17 protein-coding genes are annotated in these 15,290 nt (G+C 67.2%); 16 read left to right on the plus strand and 1 reads right to left on the minus strand.

From position 1 onward, the window contains the following. Nucleotides 1-356: 356 nt before the first annotated feature. From AC07YZ_RS08250 to AC07YZ_RS08265, 4 genes are all read left to right on the plus strand, one after another. Nucleotides 357-833: a TRAP transporter small permease gene (locus AC07YZ_RS08250; protein WP_494794396.1), complete on the plus strand. Its 477-nt coding sequence runs from the start codon at nucleotides 357-359 to the stop codon at nucleotides 831-833. Next, nucleotides 830-2,152 (plus strand): TRAP transporter large permease, encoded by a 1,323-nt coding sequence (locus AC07YZ_RS08255; RefSeq protein ID WP_226493652.1) that lies wholly within the window; start codon nucleotides 830-832, stop codon nucleotides 2,150-2,152. Before AC07YZ_RS08250 ends, AC07YZ_RS08255 begins: the two co-directional genes overlap by 4 nt. 31 nt (nucleotides 2,153-2,183) lie before the next feature. After that, complete coding sequence (locus AC07YZ_RS08260; protein ID WP_494794397.1) at nucleotides 2,184-3,176, plus strand: Bug family tripartite tricarboxylate transporter substrate binding protein; 993 nt, start codon at nucleotides 2,184-2,186, stop codon at nucleotides 3,174-3,176. 159 nt (nucleotides 3,177-3,335) lie between these two features. Continuing rightward, entirely contained in the window at nucleotides 3,336-4,220 is an 885-nt protein-coding gene (locus tag AC07YZ_RS08265) for an NAD(P)-dependent oxidoreductase (protein ID WP_494794398.1), read from the plus strand. A gap of 9 nt (nucleotides 4,221-4,229) precedes the next feature. On the opposite strand, the gene AC07YZ_RS08270 is transcribed toward AC07YZ_RS08265, so the two are convergent. Continuing rightward, the gene (locus tag AC07YZ_RS08270) at nucleotides 4,230-5,138 is read right to left on the minus strand and encodes a LysR substrate-binding domain-containing protein (RefSeq protein WP_226493649.1); all 909 of its coding nucleotides are present in this window, start codon (nucleotides 5,136-5,138) and stop codon (nucleotides 4,230-4,232) included. A gap of 154 nt (nucleotides 5,139-5,292) precedes the next feature. Between AC07YZ_RS08270 and AC07YZ_RS08275 the strand changes: the two genes are divergently transcribed. The 12 genes from AC07YZ_RS08275 (at nucleotide 5,293) to AC07YZ_RS08330 (ending at nucleotide 15,285) form a co-directional block, all read left to right on the plus strand. Further along, nucleotides 5,293-5,952: a substrate-binding domain-containing protein gene (locus tag AC07YZ_RS08275; RefSeq protein ID WP_494794571.1), complete on the plus strand. Its 660-nt coding sequence runs from the start codon at nucleotides 5,293-5,295 to the stop codon at nucleotides 5,950-5,952. A gap of 44 nt (nucleotides 5,953-5,996) precedes the next feature. Beyond that, on the plus strand, nucleotides 5,997-7,043 hold the full coding sequence (locus AC07YZ_RS08280) for an amidohydrolase family protein (RefSeq protein WP_494794399.1): 1,047 nt from the start codon (nucleotides 5,997-5,999) through the stop codon (nucleotides 7,041-7,043). 115 nt (nucleotides 7,044-7,158) lie between these two features. Beyond that, nucleotides 7,159-7,842 carry a 4-carboxy-4-hydroxy-2-oxoadipate aldolase/oxaloacetate decarboxylase gene (ligK, locus tag AC07YZ_RS08285; RefSeq protein WP_226493647.1) on the plus strand — a complete coding sequence of 228 codons (684 nt, stop codon included), beginning with the start codon at nucleotides 7,159-7,161 and terminating at the stop codon, nucleotides 7,840-7,842. A 9-nt stretch (nucleotides 7,843-7,851) separates the two neighbouring features. Next, entirely contained in the window at nucleotides 7,852-8,784 is a 933-nt protein-coding gene (locus tag AC07YZ_RS08290; RefSeq protein ID WP_494794400.1) for an amidohydrolase family protein, read from the plus strand. A gap of 2 nt (nucleotides 8,785-8,786) precedes the next feature. Beyond that, nucleotides 8,787-9,230 carry a protocatechuate 4,5-dioxygenase subunit alpha gene (ligA, locus tag AC07YZ_RS08295; protein WP_494794401.1) on the plus strand — a complete coding sequence of 148 codons (444 nt, stop codon included), beginning with the start codon at nucleotides 8,787-8,789 and terminating at the stop codon, nucleotides 9,228-9,230. A 2-nt stretch (nucleotides 9,231-9,232) separates the two neighbouring features. Next, complete coding sequence (locus AC07YZ_RS08300) at nucleotides 9,233-10,111, plus strand: class III extradiol dioxygenase subunit beta (RefSeq protein ID WP_494794402.1); 879 nt, start codon at nucleotides 9,233-9,235, stop codon at nucleotides 10,109-10,111. Nucleotide 10,112: 1 nt separating this feature from the next. Then, the gene (locus AC07YZ_RS08305) at nucleotides 10,113-11,066 is read left to right on the plus strand and encodes a Gfo/Idh/MocA family oxidoreductase (RefSeq protein ID WP_494794403.1); all 954 of its coding nucleotides are present in this window, start codon (nucleotides 10,113-10,115) and stop codon (nucleotides 11,064-11,066) included. 133 nt (nucleotides 11,067-11,199) lie between these two features. Continuing rightward, nucleotides 11,200-12,207, plus strand: coding sequence for an aldo/keto reductase (locus AC07YZ_RS08310; RefSeq protein ID WP_494794404.1), 1,008 nt, complete (start codon nucleotides 11,200-11,202; stop codon nucleotides 12,205-12,207). Between the two features lie 141 nt (nucleotides 12,208-12,348). Continuing rightward, a complete protein-coding gene (locus tag AC07YZ_RS08315) occupies nucleotides 12,349-12,819 on the plus strand; it encodes a Spy/CpxP family protein refolding chaperone (RefSeq protein ID WP_226493642.1) in 471 nt (156 codons plus the stop codon). Nucleotides 12,820-12,835: 16 nt separating this feature from the next. Next, nucleotides 12,836-13,144, plus strand: a complete 309-nt coding sequence (locus AC07YZ_RS08320) for a hypothetical protein (protein WP_494794405.1) — start codon at nucleotides 12,836-12,838, stop codon at nucleotides 13,142-13,144. Nucleotides 13,145-13,153: 9 nt separating this feature from the next. Further along, nucleotides 13,154-13,861: a response regulator transcription factor gene (locus AC07YZ_RS08325; RefSeq protein WP_494794406.1), complete on the plus strand. Its 708-nt coding sequence runs from the start codon at nucleotides 13,154-13,156 to the stop codon at nucleotides 13,859-13,861. Next, nucleotides 13,858-15,285 (plus strand): HAMP domain-containing sensor histidine kinase, encoded by a 1,428-nt coding sequence (locus AC07YZ_RS08330; protein ID WP_494794407.1) that lies wholly within the window; start codon nucleotides 13,858-13,860, stop codon nucleotides 15,283-15,285. Before AC07YZ_RS08325 ends, AC07YZ_RS08330 begins: the two co-directional genes overlap by 4 nt. Nucleotides 15,286-15,290: the final 5 nt, after the last annotated feature.

Here is a 15,290-nt window from a genome sequence, read left to right on the forward strand (position 1 = left end):
GAAGGCCGGCAACAACATCGTGGCGCTGGACCTGGCCGAGACCCAGCGCTGGCGCCGCACCGCCGGCACGGTGGAGAGCGACTGGGTCACCGAGATGAAGGGCAAGAACATCGACGGCGCCAAGCTGGCCTCGGAGGCCCGTGCACTGATCGCCAAATACGCCCGTTGAACAATCCCCGGCGGCGAGGGTGGCCGGGCACGCAGGGACGTCGTGCGTTGGGCGCTTTTCGTCAGAAAGCCTCCCACACGCTGGGCACGATAATCCTTCGGGATCGGTTGAGGCACCGGCCCGACGCCTTCTGTGGCAGATTCGACCGTTCTCTGGCGCCACGCCCACTGTTTTTCAAGGTGATCAATTGAAACTGTTATCTGCTCTGGCAAGACTCTGCGCCATCCTGGCCGGTGTCTTGATGACCCTCATCACGCTGGTGACGTGTGCAAGCCTGATTGGCCGCAACACCATCGGTACCACGTTGCTGGGAGACTATGAACTCACGGCCGTGACGGCCGGTGCCGCCGTGGCGCTGTTTCTGCCATGGTGCCAGCTCAAGCGCGGCAACATCATCGTCGACTTCTTCACCTCCAAGGTGCCTGATGGCATCAACGCGGTGCTCGACCGCTTTGGCGCGCTGGTGCTCGCGGCCGTGATGACCCTGCTGGCGTGGCGCACCGTGGTGGGGGGCATCAACTCCTACGATTCCCAGACCACGACCATGATGCTCGGCTTTCCCGAGTGGATCGTCTATGCGGCGATCGTGCCGCCCCTGTGCTTGACCAGTGTCATCGCCTTGTGTCAGGCCTTTGTGGGCAACTTCGAGGAGCAGGCGCAATGAGTTCCCTGTCCATGGCGGGTGCCATCTTCGGCGTGATGCTGCTCCTGATGGCGCTGCGTGTGCCCATCGCCATTTCGATGTTCACCGCGGGTATTTTTGGCTACATCAGCCAGGTCGGCTGGATGCCGTTCTCGAACAACCTCAATGGCCTGGCGTTCGCGCGTTTCGCCAGTTACGACTTGTCGGTGATCCCGCTGTTCATCCTGATGGGCAACTTCGCCACCCAGGGCGGCATCTCCAAGTCGCTTTTCGAGCTGGCCGCGACCATCATGGCGCGCTTCCGCGGTGGCCTGGCCATGGCGGCGGTGATGGCCAGCGCGGCCTTCGGAGCCATCTGCGGTTCGTCCATCGCCACGGCGGCCACCATCACCTCGGTGGCCCTGCCCGAGATGAGGCGCCACGGCTACTCAGGCCGCCTGTCCACCGGCACGCTCGCCGCCGGCGGCACACTCGGCATCCTGATTCCGCCCTCGGTGCCGCTCGTGATCTACGCCATCCTGACCGAGCAGAACATCGCCAAACTGTTCGCGGCGGCCATGATCCCCGGCGTGATTGCCATGGTGGGCTACATCATCGCCATTGCGATCTATGTGCGTCTGGTGCCCGGCCAGGCGCCCGAGCACGACGAAGAGAACATGCCCCGCGTGAGCGCCAAGCTGCTGCTGGGTGTGTTGCCGATCGCCGTGGTGTTCCTGATCGTCTTCGGTGGCATTTACGGCGGCCTGTTCACCCCCACCGAAGGTGCGGGCGTGGGTGCGGCCTGCACCTTCGTGGCCGCGCTGCTCAAGCGCGAGCTGACCTGGGCCAAGGTCAAGAAGTGCTTCTACGCAACGGCCGAAGCCAGCGCGATGATCTTCATGATCTTCATTGGTGCCGATCTGATGAACTCGGCCCTCGCATTGACCCAGGTGCCCGCGATGCTCGCCGAGGTTGTCAACGGCTGGGGTTTGTCGCCATTCATGGTGGTGACCGCGATCCTGTTGTTCTACGTGATCCTCGGTGCGGTGATGGATGAGCTGTCCATGATCCTGCTGACTGTCCCGATCTTCTTCCCCATGGTCATGTCCATGGACTTCGGCATGAGCCAGGAAATGACGGCGATCTGGTTCGGCATCATGGTGCTGATGACCGTGGGCTTCGGCCTGCTGGCGCCGCCAGTGGGGCTCAACGTCTATGTGGTGAACGGCATGGCCAAGGGCGTGCCGATCAGTGAGAGCTACAAGGGCGTGATGCCATTCCTGATCAGCGACGTGTTCCGCACCACGCTGCTGCTGCTGTTCCCGCCAATCTCGCTCTGGCTGGTGCAGTACGTCGGATAGGTTTTTCCTCAAACAGACTGGAGACCACGCCATGAACATGCGTTGCTTTGCCCGTCCTCGCAGCATGGTGTTGACGGCCCTCTCTGCCGTGGTGGTGTTCGCCGCACCCTTGGTCACCACGGCACAGGTCTTCCCGAGCAAGAGCCTGCGCATCGTGGTGCCGTTCGCGGCCGGCGGCGTGGGCGACCTCACGGCGCGCATCGTGGCGGCCGAGATGAGCCGGTCGCTGGGCCAGCCGGTGACCGTCGAGAACCGGCCCGGTGCCGGCGGCGTGGTGGCGGCCGACACGGTGGCGCGCGCCGAGCCCGATGGCCACACCCTGTTTCTCATGTCCAACGGCACGGCGGTGACGGCCGGCCTGTTCAAGAGCCTGCCCTACGACACTGTCAAGAGCTTCGCGCCCGTGTCCACCCTGGGCACGTTCGACATCGCGGTGCTGGTGCCGGCCGACTCGCCGCACAAGACCCTGGGCGAACTGGTGGCCTTTGCCAAGGCCCACCCCGACCAGCTCAACATCGGCAGCATCAACATCGGCAGCACGCAGAATCTGGCGGCCGAACTGTTCAAGGCCAGCGCCGGCATCGACGCGCAGGTGGTGCCTTTCAATGGCACGCCCGCGCTGATCGGTGCGCTGCGCGGCAAGCAGGTGGACGTGGCGGTGGAGATCCTCGGGCCCGCGCTCACGCATATCAAGGCCGGCACCTTCCGCGCGCTGGCCGTGACCGGGCAGAAGCGCTCCACGGTGTTGCCCGATGTGCCCACGGCGGTGGAACAGGGCGTCAAGGGTTTCGTGGCCTCGTCCTGGAACGCCTTGGCCGCGCCGGGCAAGACCCCGCGCCCGGTGATCGACCGGCTGAACAAGGACATCAACGCCGCGCTCGCCTTGCCCGAGGTGAAGAAGAAACTGGCCGACCTCAACATCGACGCCGGCGGCAGCACGCCCGAGCAGGCCGCCGAGCTGCTGGCGAGCGACATCCAGCGTTGGGGCGCCGTGATCCAGCGCGCCGGTATAGAGAAGCAGTAACCACCCCGCCGCGCTGCGCGCGACCCCCTTTCAAGGGGGCAACACCTGCGGCCTGGCAGAGCCAGTTCCGCGGTGTTCCCGGTTTGGGCAGGTCGCTCCGGCCAGACCAGCTGTCCTGCGATGCATCGCGCCGGACCGCATTCTTGAATGGAGTTTTTCATGGACACCTTGCGTATCGGACTCATCGGCTACGGAGAAGTGGGCCGCATCTTCAGCGAAGGGCTCAAGGCCACTGCGGCCTGGGACCTGAAGTTCGCCGACCCGGCGCAGCGCGAGGAGCCGCTGGCCCATGCCGCCGCGCTCGGTGTGGAGGCCTGCGACGGCGTGGCGAGCCTGTGCGCGAAATCCACGCTGGTGATCTCGGCCGTGACCGCGTCCAGCGCGCTGGCGGTGGCGCAAGCCGCCGCGCCACACCTGCGCCCGGGCAGTTATTTCCTGGACCTCAATTCCGCGTCGCCCGGCACCAAGCAGCAGGCCGCCGCGTTGATCGATGCCGCCGGGGGCCGCTACGTGGAGGCCGGCGTCATGACCTCGGTGCCGCCCTACGGCATCCGCGTGCCCATGCTGCTGGGCGGCCCGCACGCGGCTGGCCTGCTGCCCGCGCTGCAGGCCCTGGGCATGGTGCCCCAGCTGGCCAGCGAGCGCGTCGGCGTGGCCTCGGCCACCAAGATGTGCCGCAGCATCATGATCAAGGGGCTGGAGGCCCTGGTGCTGGAGAGCTACACCACGGCGCGCGCCTACGGCGTGGAAGACGCCATGATCGCCACCCTGCAGGAGACCTTTCCCGGCATCGACTGGTCGGCCCAGGGCAGCTACTTCTTCAGCCGCGTGGCGCAGCACGGCAAGCGCCGCGCCGAAGAAATGCGCGAGGTGGCCAACACCGTGCGCGAAGCGGGTTTCGAGCCGTTCATGGCGTCGGCCATCGCGGAAAAACACGACTGGATGGCCGCGCAGGCACGCGCCGGCCGGTTCGCGGACCTGGGCAAGTCGCCGCACTGGGCGGACTACGCCGACCGCCTGATCGCCGCACACCCGCCGGGGTAGGGGCGGGCTTCAGGCGGCGTTGAGCGTGCCGATGGTCTGGCGGATCAGCGCCAGCGTGGTCTGCAGGGTCAGGGTGGCGGGGCGTTGTGAACTCGTGGCCAGGCACAGGCGGGTGCGCAGCGTCGGGTTGCACACTGCGCGCGTCTGGTAGGCCGAGGGTCGGATCGAGCTGGCCACCGCGTTGCGCGAGAGCAGGGCCGCACCGGCGCCGTCGGCCACCAGATCCAGGATGGCCGACACACCGTCGATCTCCAGCGCGATGAGCGGGCGGCAGCCGATGTTGGCCATCTCGGTTTCCACGTGCATGCGGATCGCGTTGGGCCGGCTCGGAATCACCAGCGGCAGCTTCGCCACCTCGGCCAGTGGAATCGGGGGCGGGGGCGGGTCTTCGGGCAGGCCCGGCGGGCGCGGCTGCACCAGCAGCAGGTCTTCGTCGAGCAGCGGCGCGATCTCGATGTCGGGCGCGGGCATCGCGTTGTAGAGCACGGCGATGTCCAGCCGCCCGGTCTGCAGCCATTCCTGCATGTGGGCCGACAGGCCTTCGCTGATGGAGATGCTGGCCTGCGGCAGCTGCAGGCGAAAGGCGCGCGTGAGCGGCACCGTGAGCACGCGCGCCAGGCTGGGCGGCAGGCCGATCGCGACCCGCCCGGCCAGCGCGCCGCGCACCCGGCCCAGCTCTTCCCGCGCCCGCTCCACCTGGTGCAGGATGCCGCGCGCATGTTCCAGCAGCAGCTTGCCCGCCTCGGTGGGTGTGGCGCCGCGGCCGTTGCGCACCAGCAGGTTCTGCCGCAGTTCCACCTCCAGCAGCCGCACCTGGCGCGAGAGCGCGGGCTGTGCCACGTCCAGCGCCAGCGCCGCTCGGGTGAAGCTGCCCAGCTCGGCGACGCGCACGAAATACTCCAGTTGTTTGAGATCCATGGTCCGGGGTGGAGATATATCAAAAAGGAATGGCTAATAGTACGGTATGCCGCTTGTGGTTTTCCGGTGCCTGAGCACAATCCGGCTCATGCCATCCTTTGCATCCCCCAGTGCTACCGACACACCGCCCGGGCCGATCCGCGGCATTTCGTCCATGGCCACGCGCCAGGTGCTGGCCGATCTGGTGTCGGCCTACGAGCAGCGTTCGGGCGTGCAGGTGCAGATCGAATCGGTGGGCGGCGTGGACGCCGCCAAGCGCGTCATGGCGGACGAGCCGTTTGATCTGGTGGTGCTCGCCTCCGACGCCATCGACAAGCTGCTCGCGGCGGGCAAGCTCGTGGCCGGCAGCAAGATGGACCTGGTGCATTCGGGGGTCGCGGTGGCGGTGCGCGCCGGTGCGGCCCGGCCCGACATCGGCTCGGAAGACGCGGTGCGCAGCGCCGTGCTGGCCGCGCGCAGCCTGAGCTACTCCACCGGCCCCAGTGGCGTGGCGCTGGCCCGGCTGTTCGAGCGCTGGGGCATTGCCGGGCAGATTCAGGACCGCATCGTCCAGGCGCCCCCCGGCGTGCCGGTGGGCACCCTGGTGGCGCGCGGCGAGGTGGAGCTGGGCTTCCAGCAACTCAGCGAGCTGCTGCACGTCGAGGGCATCGAGTTGCTGGGCGCCTTGCCCGCCGAGATCCAGATCGTCACCACCTTTTCCGCTGGTGTCTGCGCCAGTGCCACACAGCCAGGCGCCGCGCGCGAACTGATCGCTTTCATGGCCTCGCCCGCCGCGGCCGAGGCCAAGCGGCGCCAGGGCATGGACCCGGCCTGACCCTTCATCTGCACAGGCCCACATTCCGACAGGAGACTTCCCCCATGAGCCAGCAAAAGCCCCTCATCATCGACTGCCACGGCCACTACACCACGGCCCCCAAGGCGCTGGAGACCTGGCGCAACGCGCAGATCGCCGGCATCAAGGACCCGGCCTCCATGCCGAAGGTGAGCGATCTCAAGATCAGCGACGATGAACTGCGCGAGTCCATCGAGACCAACCAACTGCGCCTGATGAAGGAGAGGGGTTCCGACCTCACCATTTTCTCGCCGCGCGCCAGCTTCATGGCCCACCACATCGGCGACTTCAACATCAGCTCCACCTGGGCCGCCATCTGCAACGAGCTCTGCTACCGCGTGAGCCAGCTGTTTCCGGACAACTTCATCCCCGCCGCCATGCTGCCGCAGAGCCCGGGCGTGGACCCGGCCACCTGCATCCCCGAGCTGGAGCGCTGCGTCAAGGAATACGGCAACGTCGGCATCAACCTCAACCCGGATCCCTCGGGCGGCCACTGGACGTCCCCCCCGCTCTCCGATAAGGCCTGGTACCCGATCTACGAGAAGATGGTGGAGTACGACATCCCGGCCATGGTGCACGTGTCCACCAGCTGCAACAGCTGCTTCCACACCACCGGGGCCCATTACCTGAACGCCGACACCACGGCCTTCATGCAGTGCCTGACCAGCGACCTGTTCAAGGACTTCCCGACGCTGAAGTTCATCATTCCCCATGGCGGCGGCGCGGTGCCTTACCACTGGGGCCGTTTCCGTGGCCTGGCGCAGGAGCTGAAGAAGCCGCTGCTCAAGGACCACCTGCTGAACAACATCTTCTTCGACACCTGCGTGTACCACCAGCCGGGCATCGACCTGTTGACCAAGGTGATTCCGGTGGACAACATCCTGTTCGCGTCGGAAATGATCGGCGCCGTGCGCGGCATCGACCCCGAGACCGGCCACTACTACGACGACACCAAGCGCTACATCGAAGCGAGCACCATCGTCGTGGGGGACGACCGCTACAAGGTCTATGAAGGCAATGCGCGGCGCGTGTTTCCGCGTCTCGATGCAGCGCTCAAAGCGAAGAGCCTCTGACTTAGCTCCCTCTCCCGCTTGCGGGAGAGGGCTGGGGTGAGGGTCTTGGAGCGCCCGCCCCCTCACCCTAACCCTCTCCCGCAAGCGGGAGAGGGAATCAAAACCGGAGATCACCATGTACGAACTCGGCGTCGTTTACCGCAACATCACCCGGGCCGACCGCGCTGCGGCCGACGGCCTGGCCGCCCTCGGCTCGGCCACCGTGCACGAGGCCATGGGCCGTGTTGGCTTGTTGAAACCCTACATGCGGCCGATCCAGACGGGGGTGCAGGTGTCCGGCACGGCCATCACCGTGCTGCTGCAGCCCGGTGACAACTGGATGATGCATGTGGCGGCCGAGCAGATCCAGCCCGGCGACATCGTGGTCGCGGCCGTCACGGCCGAATGCACCGACGGCTATTTCGGCGACCTGCTGGCCACCAGCTTCCAGGCGCGCGGCGCTCGCGGCCTGGTCATCGACGCCGGCGTGCGCGACGTGAAGACGCTCAAGGAAATGAACTTCCCGGTGTGGTCCAAGGCGATCTCTTCCAAGGGCACCATCAAGGCCACGCTGGGTTCGGTGAACATCCCCATCGTCTGCGCCGGCATGCTGGTCACGCCCGGTGACGTGATCGTGGCCGACGACGACGGTGTGGTCTGCGTGCCCGCGGCGCGTGCGGCGGCAACGCTGGCGGCCGCCATCAAGCGCGAGAGTTTCGAGGGTGAGAAGCGCGAGAAGCTGGCCTCGGGTGTGCTGGGGCTGGACATGTACAAGATGCGCGAGCCGCTGGCAGCCGCTGGTTTGAAATACATCGATTGAGGACGCACGATGAGCAAACCCACCTCTGGTGATTTCACCAAAACCGCAGGCTGGATGGACTGGTACACCGGTCCGTCCAAGCCGAAGTTCCAGCTGCCCGCCGGCGCGGTGGACGCGCACTGTCACGTGTTCGGCCCGGGGGCCGAGTTCCCCTACGCGCCAGAACGCAAGTACACGCCCTGCGACGCGAGCAAGCACGAGCTGTACGCGCTGCGCGACCACCTGGGCTTTGCCCGCAACGTGGTGGTGCAGGCCACCTGCCACGGCGCCGACAACCGCGCCATGGTCGACGCCTGTCTGTCCAGCGGCGGCAAAGCGCGTGGCGTGGCCACGGTCAAGCGCTCGGTGACGGACGAGGAGCTGCAGGCCCTGCACGCGGCCGGCGTGCGCGGCGTGCGCTTCAACTTCGTCAAGCGCCTGGTCGACTTCACGCCCAAGGACGAGCTGATGGAGATCGCCGGCCGCATCGCCAAACTGGGCTGGCACGTGGTCATCTACTTCGAGGCGGTGGACCTGCCCGAGCTGTGGGACTTCTTCACCGCGCTGCCCACCACCGTGGTGGTCGATCACATGGGCCGACCCGATGTGTCGCTGCCGGTCGATGGCCCGCAGTTCGCGCTGTTCGAGAAGTTCATGCGCGAGCACAGCAATGTGTGGAGCAAGGTGAGCTGCCCCGAGCGCCTGAGCGTGACCGGCCCCAAGGCGCTGAACGGCGAGCAGAACGCCTACACCGACGTGATCCCGTTCGCCCGCCGCATCGTCGAGCAGTTCCCCGACCGCGTGCTCTGGGGCACCGACTGGCCGCACCCCAACCTGAAGGACCACATGCCCGACGACGGCCTGCTGGTGGACTTCATCCCGCACATCGCGCCGACCGCCGAACTGCAGCGCAAACTGCTGGTGGACAACCCGATGCGTCTCTATTGGCCCGAGGAGGTTTGAACATGGCACTCGATAAACCCTACAAAGACGTGCCCGGCACGATCATCTTTGACGCCGAACAGTCCCGCAAAGGCTTCTGGCTCAACCAGTTCTGCATGTCGCTCATGAAAGCCGAGAACCGCGAGAAGTTCAAGGCCGACGAACGCGCCTACCTCGACCAGTGGCCGATGACCGAAGAGCAGAAGCAGGCCGTGCTGGCGCGCGACCTCAACTGGTGCATGCGCACAGGCGGCAACATCTACTTCCTGGCCAAGATCGGCGCCACCGACGGCAAGAGCTTCCAGCAGATGGCGGGCTCCATGACCGGCATGACCGAAGAGGAGTACCGCAACATGATGATCGGCGGCGGACGTTCGGTTGAAGGCAACCGTTATGTGGGCGAAGACGGCGATGCGCAGGCGCACCGCCAGCCCCAGGGTTCTGGCGCCGCAGGAAAGAAGGCTTGACCATGGCAAAAATCACCGCATCCGTTTTCACCTCGCACGTGCCCGCCATCGGCGCGGCCATGGACCTGGGCAAGACCAAAGAGGACTACTGGAAGCCGCTGTTCGCGGGGTACGACTACTCCAAGCAGTGGATGAAGGACAACAAGCCCGACGTGATCTTCCTCGTCTACAACGACCACGCCACGGCTTTCAGCCTGGAGATGATCCCCACGTTCGCCATCGGCACGGCGGCCGAGTTCACGCCGGCCGACGAAGGCTGGGGCCCGCGCCCGGTGCCCAAGGTCATCGGCCACCCCGACCTGGCATCGCACATCGCGCAGAGCGTGATCCAGCAGGACTTCGACCTCACCATCGTCAACAAGATGGACGTGGACCACGGCCTGACGGTGCCGCTGTCGCTGATGTGCGGCGAGCTCGACCCCAAGAAGGACGCCTGGCCCTGCCCGGTGATCCCGTTCGCGGTCAACGTGGTGCAGTACCCGGTGCCTTCGGGCAAGCGCTGCTTCATGCTCGGCCAGGCCATCCGCAAGGCAGTGGAAAGCTACGACGAAGACCTCAACGTGCACATCTGGGGCACGGGCGGCATGAGCCACCAGCTGCAGGGCGCGCGCGCCGGCCTGATCAACCGCGAGTGGGACAACGCCTGGCTCGACAAGATGATTGCCGACCCCGTGGGCTGTGCCGACACGCCGCACATCGACTACGTGCGCGAAGCCGGCAGCGAGGGCATTGAACTCGTGATGTGGCTGATCGCCCGCGGCGCCATGTCCGATATCGTCGACGGCAAGGTGCAGGGGCCAGCGCCCATCGTCAAGCACCGCTTCTACCATGTGCCCGCGTCGAACACGGCGGTGGGCCACCTCATCCTGGAGAACAACTGACATGACCATCAAAGTAGCCCTCGCCGGCGCCGGCGCCTTCGGTATCAAACACCTCGACGGCATCCAGAACATCGATGGCGTTGAAGTGGTGTCGCTGATCAGCCGCGACCTGGAGAAGACCAAGGAAGTGGCTGACAAGTACGGCATCAAACACATCACCACCGACCTGGCCGACAGCCTGGCGCTCAAGGACGTTGACGCCGTGATCCTCTGCACGCCGACGCAGATGCACGCCGAGCAGACCCTGGCCTGCCTGAAGGCCGGCAAACACGTGCAGGTGGAGATTCCGCTGGCCGACAGCCTCAAGGGCGCCGAAGACGTGGTGGCGCTGCAGAAGCAGACCGGCCTGGTCGCGATGTGCGGCCACACCCGCCGCTTCAACCCCAGCCACCAGTACGTAAACCAGAAGATCACGGCCGGCGAATTCAATATCCAGCAGATGGATGTGCAGACCTACTTCTTCCGCCGCACCAACACCAACGCGCTGGGCCAGGCGCGCAGCTGGACCGACCACCTGCTGTGGCACCACGCCGCCCACACCGTGGACCTGTTCGCCTACCAGTGCAACAGCCCGATCGTGCAAGCCAACGCCATCCAGGGCCCGATCCACCCCGTGCTGGGCATCGCCATGGACATGAGCATCCAGCTCAAAGCCGCCAACGGCGCCATCTGCACGCTGAGCCTGAGCTTCAACAACGACGGCCCGCTCGGCACCTTCTTCCGCTACATCGGCGACACCGCGACCTACATCGCGCGCTACGACGACCTGTTCACCGGCAAGGAAGAGAAGATCGACGTGAGCCAGGTGGCGGTGTCCATGAACGGCATCGAGCTGCAGGACCGCGAGTTCTTCGCCGCCATCAAAGAGGGCCGCGAGCCGAACTCCAGCGTGGCCAAGGTGTTCAACTGCTACCAGGTGCTGCACAAGCTGGAACAGCAACTCAACGCGAACTGAAGTGCCTTGCCCCCTCTCCCCCCTGGGAGAGGGCAGGGGTGAGGGCTCTGCGCACCCCAAGCACAATAGGGCCAGACGCCTCGCAGCACCGCGATGGGTCTGGCCCTTTTTCTTGATGCGAGGAAATCTGACCATGCAACAACGCCAACTCGGCCCCTTCAAAGTCTCAGCCATCGGCCTGGGCTGCATGAACATCTGCCACGCCTACGGTGCGCCGGTTTCCGAACAGCAGGCCGAGCGCGTGCTGCTCGGCGCGCTGGATGCGGGCGTGACCCATTTCGACACCGCAGCGCTCTACGGCTTTGGCGCCAGCGAAACGCTGGTGGGCAAATACCTGTCCAAACACCGCTCGAAGTTCACCCTCGCCAGCAAGTGCGGCATGCAGGGCGTGCCCAACGCCGACGGTGTGAAGGTGCGCGTCATCGACGGCCGGCCCGAGACCCTCAAGGCCACCTGCGAAGCGGCGCTCAAACGGCTCAAGACCGAGGTGATCGACCTGTACTACCTGCACCGCTGGGACAAGCAGGTGCCCATCGAAGACAGCGTGGGCGCGCTGGCCGATCTGGTGCGCGCGGGCAAGATCCAGACCATTGGCCTCTCCGAAGTGTCGGCGGCCACCTTGCGCCGTGCGCAGGCGGTGCACCCCATCACCGCCGTGCAGACCGAGTACTCGCTGTGGACGCGCAACCCCGAGATCGCCGTGCTCGACACCTGCCGCGAGTTCGGCATCGCCTTCGTGGCCTTCAGCCCGGTGGCGCGGGGTTTCCTCTGCGGCGAGCTCAACGTGAATGCCTTCGATGCCAAGGACATCCGCCGCAGCATGCCGCGCTTCGCGCCCGAGAACTACGCGGCCAACCTCACCCTGCTGCCCGGTTACCTGGCCATGGCCAACGAGGTGGGTTGCACGCCGGCCCAGCTCGCCATCGCCTGGCTGCTGCACCGCGGTGAGAACATCCTGCCCATCCCTGGCACCACCAGCCTGGCCCACCTGAAGGACGACCTGGGTGCGGCGAACGTGAAGCTTGACGCCTCGGTCATGGCGCGGCTCAACGACCACATCAACCAGCACACCGTGAAGGGCGAGCGCTACAACGCGCAGGGCAGCAGCGAGGTGGACACCGAGGTGTTTGCGCACGCCTGACGGCGCCGGGTGCGGGCGTGGTTCCGGGGGCCACCGCCGATACAAAACGAAAAGAACCGAAACCGCGCCGAGACCACCGCTGAGCCCTCGGCCGGCACCATGACGGACATGTTCAACAAGGTTCTGAAAGGACCCACCGTCATGAAACCCTGGATCAAGAAAACCCTCGTCGGCGTCTTCGGCGCGACCATCCTCGTCGGCGGCCTCACGGCCTGCGGATCGCGCGGCCACCACCACGGCGGCGACTGGAGCCCCGAGCGGGTGACCGAAGTGCGCGGCAAGGTGGTTGACAAAATCAGCAGCAAGCTCGAACTCAACGAGGCCCAGAAACAGAAGCTGGGTGTGCTGGCCGACGAGATCATTGCCCAGCGCACCGCCTTGCGTGGCCAGGGCACCGACCCGCGCGCCGACTTCAAGGCCCTGGTCGCCGGCGACAAGTTCGACCGCGCCCGTGCCCAGGCGCTGCTGGATCAGAAGACGCAGGCCGTGCAGGGCAATGGCCCGAAAGTGATCGCCGCGTTGGCCGACTTCTACGACAGCCTCAACCCCGAGCAGCAGAAGCAGGTGCGCGAGCGCCTGGAGCAGCGCCGCGGCTGGTGGGGCCGGGGTTGAGCGCGGGATGACGGCCATGTCACCCCGCCTCGAACCCATCCACCACCTGGCCCAGCAGAGCCGGGTCTTCGCCCCGGTCTTGCTGGCCGGGGCCGAAGACCCCCACGCCGAGCTGCTGGCCATGGTGTGGGGCCCGCGCTTCGACCGCGAGCACGCGCTGGGCCTGTGGGCCCGGCTCTCGCAGCGCCAGCCCGGCGAGGCGGTGCCGGTGCTGCCGGCCCTGCTGTCGGCGGCCGACCGCTTCGACGCACTGGGCGCGCCGGTGCAGCAGCGCTTGCGCCGCCTCATCGTGCGCCACCAGACGCTGGGCGCGGTGGCAATGTAAGAATCGCGCATGCACCGCGTTTTGCTCATCGACGACGACGAACAGCTGGGCCCGCCGCTGGCCACGTATTTCCAGCGTTTCGAACTCTCGCTGACCCATGCCCTGCGGCCCAGCGAGGGTTTGCAGCGGCTGCGCGCGGGCGGGTTCGACGCCGCCATCCTCGACGTGATGCTGCCCGAGATGGACGGCTTCGAACTCTGCCGCACCATCCGCAAGGAGAGCGACATCCCCATCGTCATGCTCACCGCGCGCGGTGACGTGATGGACCGCGTGGTCGGCCTGGAGATCGGGGCCGACGACTACCTGCCCAAACCCTTCGAGCCGCGTGAGCTGGTGGCGCGCCTGCAGACGGTGCTGCGCCGCCGCCGCGCCAGCCTGGCGCCGCAGTCGCCCGCCGCGGCCGACGCGGCGCAGGGCGAGCTGCGCTTCGAAGGCCTCACGCTCGACCCCGCGCGCCGCAGCGTCACCCGCCAGGGCGAGCCGGTGGAGCTCACCGGCACCGAATTCGAGCTGCTGATGCTGCTGGCGCGCGAGCCGGGCCGCGTGCACAGCCGCGACGACATCCTGAACCAGCTGCGCGGCCACGAGGCCGAGCTCTACACCCGCGCGGTGGACATCGTGGTGAGCCGCCTGCGCAAGAAGCTGGAGCCGCTGGACTGCATCAAGACCCTGCGCAACGCCGGCTACTCGCTCGCGCTGCGCCGCCTCACGCCATGAAACACCGGGCCACGCCCCACGCGTGCGCTGCGACCGCCCCCCACGCGCGCAAGCCCTGGCACCGCCGCGCGCGCCAGCGCCTGAGCCACTCCATCAAGCTGCGGCTGGTGCTGGTGTTCGTGCTGCTCGCGCTGGCCATGGCCTTCACTTTCGTCGGCGGTGCGCAGAAAGCGTTTTCGCTCGGCTGGCGCGAGGCCGCGCGCCCACTGCTCATGGACTACGTGGACCGCCTCGCCGCCGACGCCACCGTCGGCGGCGCGCCCGACATCGAGCGCGCGCAGGCCATCACCCGGCGCCTGCCGCTTACCATCGACATCACCGGCCCGCGCATTCGCTGGCGCTCGCACCCCGATCAGGGCAAGCCCGACTGGCTGCGCGACCACCCGGGAATCGAGCGCCAGGCCGGCACCGGTGAGCGGAACGGCGAGCGCTGGGGTGGCGAGAGCGACTGGCAGCGCCTGCTCTCGCGCACCACGGCCGACGGCCACACCATCGAGTTCGGCCTCAACGACGCGGCCTTCGAGCGCCGCCCGCGTCTGCTGGGCTATACCTTGAGCGCGCTGCTGCTGCTCACCCTGCTGGCCTTCCTGTACGTGCGGCGCCTGCTGCGCCCGCTCGACGACATCCAGGCCGGCGCGCAGCGCTTTGGCGCCGGCGATTTCGGCCAGCCCATCCCCGTGCGCCACCCGCGCAAGCCCGACGAACTCGGCCAGCTCGCCACCACCATCAACACCATGGGGCAGGACATCCGCCAGATGCTCGACGCCAAGCGCGCGCTGCTGCTCGCCATCAGCCACGAGCTGCGCAGCCCGCTCACCCGCGCCCGGCTCAACACCGAGCTGCTGCCCGAAACCGCCGAGGTGAACCCGCAACGCGAAGCCCTGCTGCGCGACTTGCAGGAAATGGCCCGCCTCATCACCGACCTGCTGGAGAGCGAACGCCTGGCCGCCAACCACGCCGCCCTGCAGACCGAGCCGGTGGCGCTGGAGGCGCTGGCGCGCGAAGTCATCGGCGAGCTGCAGGCCCGCCACCCCGAGGCGGCCCACATCGCCGTGCACGCCACGCCCGGCCTGCCCACGCTGGCGCTGGACCCCGCGCGCATGCGCCTGCTGCTGCGCAACCTGCTCGACAACGCCCTGCGCCACAGCGCCGAAGCGCCGCTGCCGCCCGAGCTGTACCTGCGCGCCGAGGGCGAAGGCATCCAGATCGAGGTGCGCGACCACGGCCCTGGCGTGCCCGACGAGCAGATTCCCCACCTGGCCGAACCCTTCTTCCGCCCCGACACCGCCCGCACCCGCGCGCAGGGCGGCGTGGGCCTGGGTCTGTACCTGTGCAGGCTGGTGGCCCAGGCACACGGCGGCACCTTCGCCGTGCGCAACGCGCGGCCCGGGTTGTCGGTGGTGGTGTCCTTGCCGCCGCGCTGAGGGCC

It is taken from the genome of Hydrogenophaga sp. GW101-3F08, from assembly GCF_059424585.1.